Below are 8,004 nucleotides of genomic sequence, written 5' to 3' on the forward strand. Positions count from 1 at the left end.
AGGTAGGAGAGATCGCCCTCCACCATGGTACCTGCACCAACCTGTACATTCTGAGGGTTCAATGCAAAGGAGACCTGGCTTAGGGTTACCCCATATGCTTCCAACCTGTTCTGGTCGATGGCAACCTGCACAATGGCATCCTGACCACCATTGATCGAGGTATTGGAAACCCCACCAACCCGGTCGATCTGGTTCTGGATGACATCCTCCATCAAGGCCCTGAGCTCATTGGCATCCTTGCCACTGGAACTGCGAAGGGCGATATTCATCACCGGCATCATGTTGGTATTCAGCTTGAAGATGGTCGGCTGACTTGCATCGTCGGGGAAGAAATCTGCGACCAGATTAAGATTGTCATTGATCGATTGGCTAGCCTTGTCCAAGTCAGTTCCATAGGCAAATTCAAGCATGACCATACTTATCCCCTCAGATGAGGTTGAACTGATAGTCTTTATTCCCCCGACATTGGAAACAGCACTTTCAATGGGCTTGGTGACCCTGCTCTCCATGGTCTCGGGGCTTGCACCACTGTAGGAGGAGTAGACAATAACCATGGGAAGGTCCATCTCCGGAAACAGTTCCACTGCAAGATTGGGAAAGACAACCAACGCAAGCACTGTCAACAAAATATAGATGACAATGATGGTCGTCGGCCGTCGTACAACGGTATTGGTTACACTCATGAATACACTCCCCTATTGAACAATGCGCACAGCAGCGCCATCGGTGAGGAGGCTCTGTCCCTGAATGACCAGATGATCACCTATCTCCAATCCTGAGACAATCTGTACCATATCCGATACCTGCATGCCGATCTCCACGTCCCTCCTATGTGCCACATTGCTCGAATCAACCACATACACATAGCTCTGGGCACCTGTATATAAAAGGGAAGAACGGGGAACAACCAATACATCCTCAAGATATTCAGTGAGGAGTTCCACCGTAGGGAACATGCCACTCTTGACCTGCCCATCGTTGTCATCCACGGTTATCCCAATCTCCAAGGTTCGACTCGCAGGATTAAGAACCGGACTGAGTCGGGTAACCGTACCAGTGAACATCTTTCCAGGAAAAGCCTTGAACGAAAGTCTGGCTTTGGTACCAATTCCCACTGAACCGACATGTCGCTCTGCAATGGACATGACCACTTCCAACTCCTCAAGCATACCCAAGCGGGCAATGGGTGCCTGGCCGGTAACCACTGCTCCTTGTACGAAAGGAAGTGCAAGTACCACTCCAGAGGCAGGAGCCTTGATAATGCTCTCCTTATACACCATCCCAGCACGGGATGGGTCAACAGTCCCCATTACCTGGTCTTTTTCAACCTCTTCACCGACTTTTACCAAAAGGGATGTAAGGGTACCGGCAACCTCAGGGTAGACATCAATCGAACTGGGATCGATCACATTACCATTTCCCTGTATTACGTTTTGCAGGTTCCGTGGTTCGAGCGCTTGTACGGCAACAGAGACGGTTGCGTCCTCCACTACCTCGATTTCACTTGCTTTCTGCTTCTCGATAAGTCCAGCAAATGGATTGATGACAATGACAGCAGTGGCTGCAAGGATCAAAATGACGAGTACACTTACTCCGACAATGCGTTTCTTTGATGTATTAGGATTCATGGGATGGATTAAACTCCTTCATTGGAATATTCAGGTCGTAGAGTAGGTCGATAAGGGCACTGATGTATTGGTACTGGACACCAAGCACTCCTTGTTTTGCGCGCATAAGGTTGTTCCTCGATTCTTCAAGACTCACGAAGCCCAAGTATCCACTGTAGTACTGGATAACCTGTGCTTCATAGAGTCTCTCACTCACTGCCAGACTTTGCTCGGCAAGGTCTGCTTGGAGAGAGAGCATATTCAGATTCTGAACCTGGGAGATGACACTCAATTCCATCTGCTGAAGCGCCTGCTGACGCTGCAAAGCAAGTTTATCAAGCGAGTCATCCAGAGACGCAAGTCCTACCTGGGTACGTGAGTTGGGGATAAACCCATCAAGAGGAAGGGAGACACTCACCGAGTAAGAAAAGCTGTCGCTGAATGTATTACTGTAATTATCATTCCACCCAGAAATCCCATAATTCCCTTGCAGGCTAAGGGATGGGGTGAATGCCTGTTTCCTGTTCAGCTCTTTCTGCTTTTCAATGCTCGCAAGGTTCAAGTCAAGAAGTGCAATGGAATAACTCTTTGCAAGATACTCCTGCAACGCTGCAACCTCAAGATGCTCCATGAGAGCAGGAATCTCTCCTTCCACTTCCAGAGGTTCAGAGAGATCCATGCCGATCATGGCCTTCAGGGAGAGCAGATTTGCCTCATACTGGTTCTTTGACTGCTGCAAGGGGGGTCTCATCTGTTCATAGGAGAGCTCGGAGGTAAGTACTTCAACCTCACTGGCAAACCCTTGTTCGAACTTCTCCTTCACTTCTTCCCACTGCTGACGGGCAAGTTCCAGATTGGCCTCCTGTACCTCAATGTTCTGCTTCTCCATCAGGAGGTAGTAGAACAGCTTGGTCACATTCCTTTGTATTTCAGCCTTCGCCTGTTCATAGGTAACCTTCTGTATCTGATACCCCAGATGATAGCTCTCCAGCTGTTCCTTCACTGCCATATTCAAGGTGAACTGCATGTTAAGTCCGAGGGAAAGACCGGTATCACGATAGGAAGCAGGGCCTGCTAAACTCATAGATGGTTCAAATACCGGACCAGCTCCAGAATGGGAAAGAGAGAGATTGAGATTGGGGAGAAAGAGATTCCAAGAGGTATCAATATCGCGCTTTGCCGCGTTAACATCGATGGCATTACCCTGAAGGGAGAGATTGTGCATACGTGCACGCTCTAATGCATCATCCAGTGTGAGAGAGCTTGCTCCTAGACTAAAAATACCTACTATTAGCAGGATATGGAGTAGTAAAAACTTTCTATTCATAGCATTTCCTTAGGTTATAGCAAAGAAACAGTACTCAATCTAATACATTTCGGCAATCAATCGACAAGAGTTTTTCAGTAAACACAACAACCTACTACTGTCATCCAGTTTTTTTCTTCCGGCCTCCATTGTTTCTTTTCTCTGATTAGCAAGGGACATAACCTTGCGTTCTGAAATATATGAATGTAGGATGAAGTATGAGTGAATGCACAGTCGACAATGAATTTCTCTGCAAGCACAGCATGTTTGGAGGGCTCAACGATGCTTCTCTCTCCTTGATCAAACCCTATCTGGAAGAGCATACCTTTGAGGAGAATGTTACCATTCTCAAGCAAGGGGAACCCAACAACCGCGTACACTTCATTGTCGAGGGAGAGGTTGCCATCGTCAGGCAATCGGAGACCAACAAGAAGCAGAGCAGAATCATCACAACATTGCATAATGGAGACAGTTTTGGAGAAATGGAACTCATCGATATCCAGAACTGTGCGGCCTCAGTCGTGACCCTTGTCCCGAGTCGGGTCATCACGCTCTCGAACAAGGATCTCTACAAGATATCACTCGTTGACCTGAAAACCTACACCATGCTCGTTCTCAACCTTGCGAGGGATATCTCAAGAAGGCTTCGTGGTGCAGATGAAATGCTTGCCATGGTCAAGAACCGTGCGACCATGCCTACGTCTGCTTCTCAAGGCGATGCATCCTCATAAGAAACAGGACCATCAGCAGGGGAAACAGGGTACCGATAAGCATTCCGCTTCTCAGTGCAGCATCAGCCTCGGAGAGTCCTCGTAGCCAAGGAGCCTTGGTAACCAGATTGGGGAATACATCAGCAGTCACACCAATAAGCCAGGGGCCAAAGGCTGCGCCTGCATCTCCGCCGGCAGCCAGAAAGGCAAAAAGAGAGGATCCAGCGAGGGGGAAACGGTTTGCACCGTTAACCACTGAGCCTGGCCAAAGAAGCCCTGCGCCCAATCCTGCAAAGATACAGGCAACCAAGCTGATAATCGGCAGTGGACTCAAAGCAGCCACAAGATAACACACTACACAGAGTAGAGATCCCATCAGCATTGCCTTGTACAACGGGAAGCGGGTACCCCAAGCACCATAGATAGCGCGTATGGTTCCCAAGAGCAAGGCAAACAAACAAAGTCCTACCAGGTCCCCCACTTCCTTTGGTAGCCCCAGTGCAGTTTCTGCAAAGGTACTGGTCCATTGACTCATGGAGACCTCAGTGGCACCACCGACGGCAATACCGAGTACTACAAAGAGGAAGTATCTGGATGCAAGCAGCTCCCGAATCTTTGTCCGGTGGTCTTCATGCACAGCAGGGGCAAGGGGGACAGTCAAGAAGTTGATGAAATTCAACAGGGGAAAGACTGACCAGATCAGGACAACAAACATCCAGTTACCACGACCGAAAAGCTGGATCATCAGTGTGGTACCGATGACTACAACAATGAATCCCCATGCATAGAAGGAGTGCAAGAGGCTCATGGCACTCTCTTTTGCATCCCCAGGGATTGCCTGTACGATTGCACTCAACAATAGTTCGAAGAGTCCACCTCCTATGGAGTAGATGATGGTTGCAAGCATCAAGCCAAGATAGGTGTTGTGAGGGAACAAGCGAGGAGCAAGGGCAAGGAAAAGAAAACCTACAAATGCCAGAAAGTGCCCCAGGGTAATGAACGGTCTGACCCCATAACGGTCAACCGGTCTGCTGAAAACAAGGTCGGCGACAATCTGGGTGAAGAAATTGAGCAAGGTAAGACGACCCACCTGTTCAAAGGAGAGACCAAGCTCGCTCATGAAGGTTACATAGAGGAGAGGAGCCAGATTGCAGGTCAAGGCCCCAATGAAATTCCCTAGGTAACAGGCTCGAATAGTGCGTTTGTACATGTGGCTGAGTATACTACCAGTACAGATAAAATGGAATGATTAAATTGACCAAAGAGAGAACCTCTTTAGGTACTCCCTTTGTCAATTTCATTATACAAAAACCTTAGAATAGGTCTTTTACAGCGTTTGCAGCAATCTCTCCGGCATTCCGGATGCCAGATTTTGCATCTTCTTTCTCAGCGTCTGCCAACGTGCGAGCAGTATAGCTTAGTGCATTCATGATTGCGCTATTGATCTTGGAGCGTTGGATTGCTGTATCCAGATCTGGTCCTATCATAAAATAGGTATCGCTCGGCTCATGGTGTACCACCTCAATAGCATAGAAGAGCTCTCGCCCACTTTCATTCCTTGCAAAATCCTGGAAGTCGTAATACTGATCCTTGAAGTAGGCAATCCACTGCGTCTGGTCGGTCGGATCAACAACTTGAGCGGGAATGGGAATACGTTCGTAATCCATCCTTAAGGCACTGATGGTGGTATTTGTGGTAATATCATCGGCCCTACTGGTTACAAAGCGTAAATTCTTTTTTCCTGTTCCTCCGAGGTTGAGTTCCCGCACCCCTTCAGCATTCACATAACTGAAATCGTACTCATATGGACCATCAATAGTGGTGATTCTGTCCTCGGCAACGACCTTCACACCCTGCTTGATGGAAAAAAGCCTGTAGGAAATGTAGGTCTTGTTCTGATAGCCAATCGTACGCTTGATACCTGAGAAGAGGGCTGCATCTGAGGGAAGCCTTACTGGAGTCTCCTTGCTGATCTCTTCAAAACTGGTACTCGCATATACATCCAGTACATAATCCCAGCCTCTACCCATACCGGTCATGAGGGCAATATCGAGGGGGCCAACCATCGAGTCGGGGCCAGGAGTGAAATCTTCTTCCTGTATGACCTCAATAAACCTATCCGATCCAAGCACCCTTGTTACATCTGCAAGTACCTTACTGGAGAAACTCGTATCCGAATTTCCATACGCTGCAACAGCCACAGTAACGGTAGCATCCTTGATGAGCTGGGTGATGGTTGCATCTATATTCTCCAGGTTCGGATTTCTGCTCCTTGCCGTCTCATAGGCGGCGACTGCCTTCTTCAAACTCTCCCTATCACCCTTCTCTTCAAGACTCTGTGCATAACTGAACCAGAGATCTCCAGATTTCAGGCGTGCTTCGTCAAGCTTGCTGGTGAAGTCTTCAACCATCAAACCACTTCCTCCACTTGCTTTAGCCACTTCATGCAATGCTTGCAGTTGTGTATAGGCATGGTAGACAATGTCAGCAGCCTGTCGATCCTGTTTTGCTGCATTATTAGCAATCTCAGTCTTGTAATAAGAAGTACCCTCGCTGAATACAACAGGGAAGAGCTGGGCAGCTTCCACAAACTCAGGATTCACAGCCAGTGCCTGATTAAGATACCTGAGAGAGGAGACATACTCCTTCTTCTCATAGGCAGAAACACCATTGCGATAATCACTCCCTCCTTTTGTGAACAACGTACCACAGCTGGTGAAGACCAAGCTTACCAGAATCAAGAACACAACAAGCAATGCCCTTTTTCTCATACTGACTCCCCTTTATTTTCATTACTGACAGCGATATACTTGTTATCTTTCTAGCGTACTTTCAGTGACAATACAACCTTGGTACACGACATTTTCCAAAATTTACCGAGTTTTTTTGAAGAAATTTCCATCGAGAAATACGATGTTGGTGATTACCATCATTTGCTGCCAAATGTTTTACTGTGGAAGACCAAGACTTTGGAGATAGCGTCTAACAATCATATATTCATCTGAGCTCACCGTAAGTTCCTCAAACTCCAAGCAAATCCTCTCGAGAATTTCAGAAAGGGTGTAAGGTGTATCTTCGCTGGCATACCCCTTCTCATGCAACCAGGCAGTGAAGGCAGAGAGCGTAGGTTCACGGAATCCTTTCAGGGTCTTTTCTGCTATCGCAGCAATAACGTCATTCCCACTCCTGGGTCTTTCCTTCAGGAATGCAAGCAATGCATCAAAGTAATTCGCCTCACGATTCAAACTCAATCCATCATCGTCAAGGTCTTGGGGAGTAAGGAGTTTTGCTCTCCCTCTCCTAGCCAATTTCTGGGCAACAGAGAGGAGGGAAAAACGCATAGCGTACACTGCTGATACTCCCTTTGCCTGTCCTGCATTGGAAAAACCGCGATAGAGCAATCGTTCCAATTCCTTGCTGGTGGTACAGAGATACCAGCTGGACAAGCTTCCCAGTGAGTCCCATAGTCCAGGGCCAGATACCTTGCATGATGCTGCGTAGGCGAGGTAATCCTCTTCAAATGGGGGAAGAGATTCTCTCTTAAGTGGTACTCCCTCAAACGGGTGTTTCAAAACCCGATAGTCCCGTTGCTCATCCTCAAGGTCTATAAGCAGGTATTCCCCGTCTGCTACCTGGTCAAGTTTCCTCACCTCATCCTGCTGGGCAGTGCAGTAGAACACCTGCCGCTCTTTTGCGATTTCAGCAATCGCCTCGGCAATGGCAAGGGAACGTTCATCGTCGCTGTTGGCCATCAACTCATCAAAGAAGAGGGGGAACTGATATGCTCCACCTCCCTCCAGCATCTCGAGAAAGGCCATCCTTAGGGAGAATAAGAGCTGGATGCGTGTACCGCTGGAGAGTTGGTCCAATGTATAGGGTCTCATGGTCACTGTGTCCTGTGCCAGGAAGCCTGCATCACCTACCGTGAACAGATAACGATTCTGGGTGATCCGCTGCAACCAAGCACTGGCTTTCTTCAGAACCTGTGGTTGATAGGTTCGTTCGCTCTGTTCCTTGACCTGCTCATAGAGCTGATACACCATCCGCTGAACTACCTCTTCCTGCCGGAAAGCCTCCAATGCCTCCTCAGCCTTCAGGCATTCCAGCTCAGTATTTTCCAAATTTGAGTCATTACAGAGTTCCCTGTAGGTACGCTCCCATTCCCAGAGTGTCTTCTCCTGATCCTTGCGCCTTTCCAATTGTGTATTTGTCTCTTCCAGCAGAACAGTGAAATCAGAGGCATTGCCATGCTCCGCTTCCTCACGGATCTGCTCTGAGTACCCCTCAAGCTTGGTTTTTGCCAGTTGCAATCTTGAGACAATCTCCTGATACTCCGCAACCTGTGGATCGAGCCGCTCCAATGTATGGATATCTCCAACAT

At 48.2% G+C, this 8,004-nt stretch carries 7 protein-coding genes; 1 reads left to right on the plus strand and 6 read right to left on the minus strand.

All coding sequences use genetic code 11. The annotated features are described in order from the left end of the window. The 3 genes from JF818_RS03755 to JF818_RS03765 form a co-directional block, all read right to left on the minus strand. On the minus strand, positions 1 to 683 hold a 683-nt coding region (locus JF818_RS03755; RefSeq protein ID WP_198890644.1), incomplete at its 3' end, for an efflux RND transporter permease subunit. A 12-nt stretch (positions 684 to 695) separates the two neighbouring features. Then, the gene (locus JF818_RS03760) at positions 696 to 1,628 is read right to left on the minus strand and encodes an efflux RND transporter periplasmic adaptor subunit (RefSeq protein ID WP_198890645.1); all 933 of its coding nucleotides are present in this window, start codon (positions 1,626 to 1,628) and stop codon (positions 696 to 698) included. Beyond that, positions 1,618 to 2,934 carry a TolC family protein gene (locus JF818_RS03765; protein ID WP_198890646.1) on the minus strand — a complete coding sequence of 439 codons (1,317 nt, stop codon included), beginning with the start codon at positions 2,932 to 2,934 and terminating at the stop codon, positions 1,618 to 1,620. The genes JF818_RS03760 and JF818_RS03765 overlap by 11 nt, the downstream gene beginning before the upstream one ends. 197 nt (positions 2,935 to 3,131) lie before the next feature. Between JF818_RS03765 and JF818_RS03770 the strand changes: the two genes are divergently transcribed. Further along, positions 3,132 to 3,644, plus strand: coding sequence for a cyclic nucleotide-binding domain-containing protein (locus JF818_RS03770; protein ID WP_198890647.1), 513 nt, complete (start codon positions 3,132 to 3,134; stop codon positions 3,642 to 3,644). On the opposite strand, the gene JF818_RS03775 is transcribed toward JF818_RS03770, so the two are convergent. The 3 genes from JF818_RS03775 to JF818_RS03785 all read right to left on the minus strand — a co-directional run. After that, positions 3,610 to 4,833 (minus strand): sugar MFS transporter, encoded by a 1,224-nt coding sequence (locus JF818_RS03775; protein WP_198890648.1) that lies wholly within the window; start codon positions 4,831 to 4,833, stop codon positions 3,610 to 3,612. The two genes, JF818_RS03770 and JF818_RS03775, sit on opposite strands and share 35 nt — an antisense overlap. Positions 4,834 to 4,936: 103 nt before the next feature. Then, positions 4,937 to 6,394 carry a hypothetical protein gene (locus JF818_RS03780; RefSeq protein ID WP_198890649.1) on the minus strand — a complete coding sequence of 486 codons (1,458 nt, stop codon included), beginning with the start codon at positions 6,392 to 6,394 and terminating at the stop codon, positions 4,937 to 4,939. A gap of 177 nt (positions 6,395 to 6,571) precedes the next feature. Next, positions 6,572 to 8,004: ATP-binding protein (locus JF818_RS03785; RefSeq protein WP_198890650.1), on the minus strand; the 1,433-nt coding region annotated here is incomplete at its 5' end.

It is taken from the genome of Sphaerochaeta sp. S2, assembly GCF_016406725.1.
Lineage (GTDB): Bacteria > Spirochaetota > Spirochaetia > Sphaerochaetales > Sphaerochaetaceae > Sphaerochaeta.

Bases quoted from the DNA above. Each gene is read 5' to 3' on its own strand.
- JF818_RS03760 (WP_198890645.1), bottom strand. From the start codon at position 1,628: ATGAATCCTAATACATCAAAGAAACGCATTGTCGGAGTAAGTGTACTC.
- JF818_RS03765 (WP_198890646.1), bottom strand. From the start codon at position 2,934: ATGAATAGAAAGTTTTTACTACTCCATATCCTGCTAATAGTAGGTATT.
- JF818_RS03770 (WP_198890647.1), top strand. From the start codon at position 3,132: ATGAGTGAATGCACAGTCGACAATGAATTTCTCTGCAAGCACAGCATG.
- JF818_RS03775 (WP_198890648.1), bottom strand. From the start codon at position 4,833: ATGTACAAACGCACTATTCGAGCCTGTTACCTAGGGAATTTCATTGGG.
- JF818_RS03780 (WP_198890649.1), bottom strand. From the start codon at position 6,394: ATGAGAAAAAGGGCATTGCTTGTTGTGTTCTTGATTCTGGTAAGCTTG.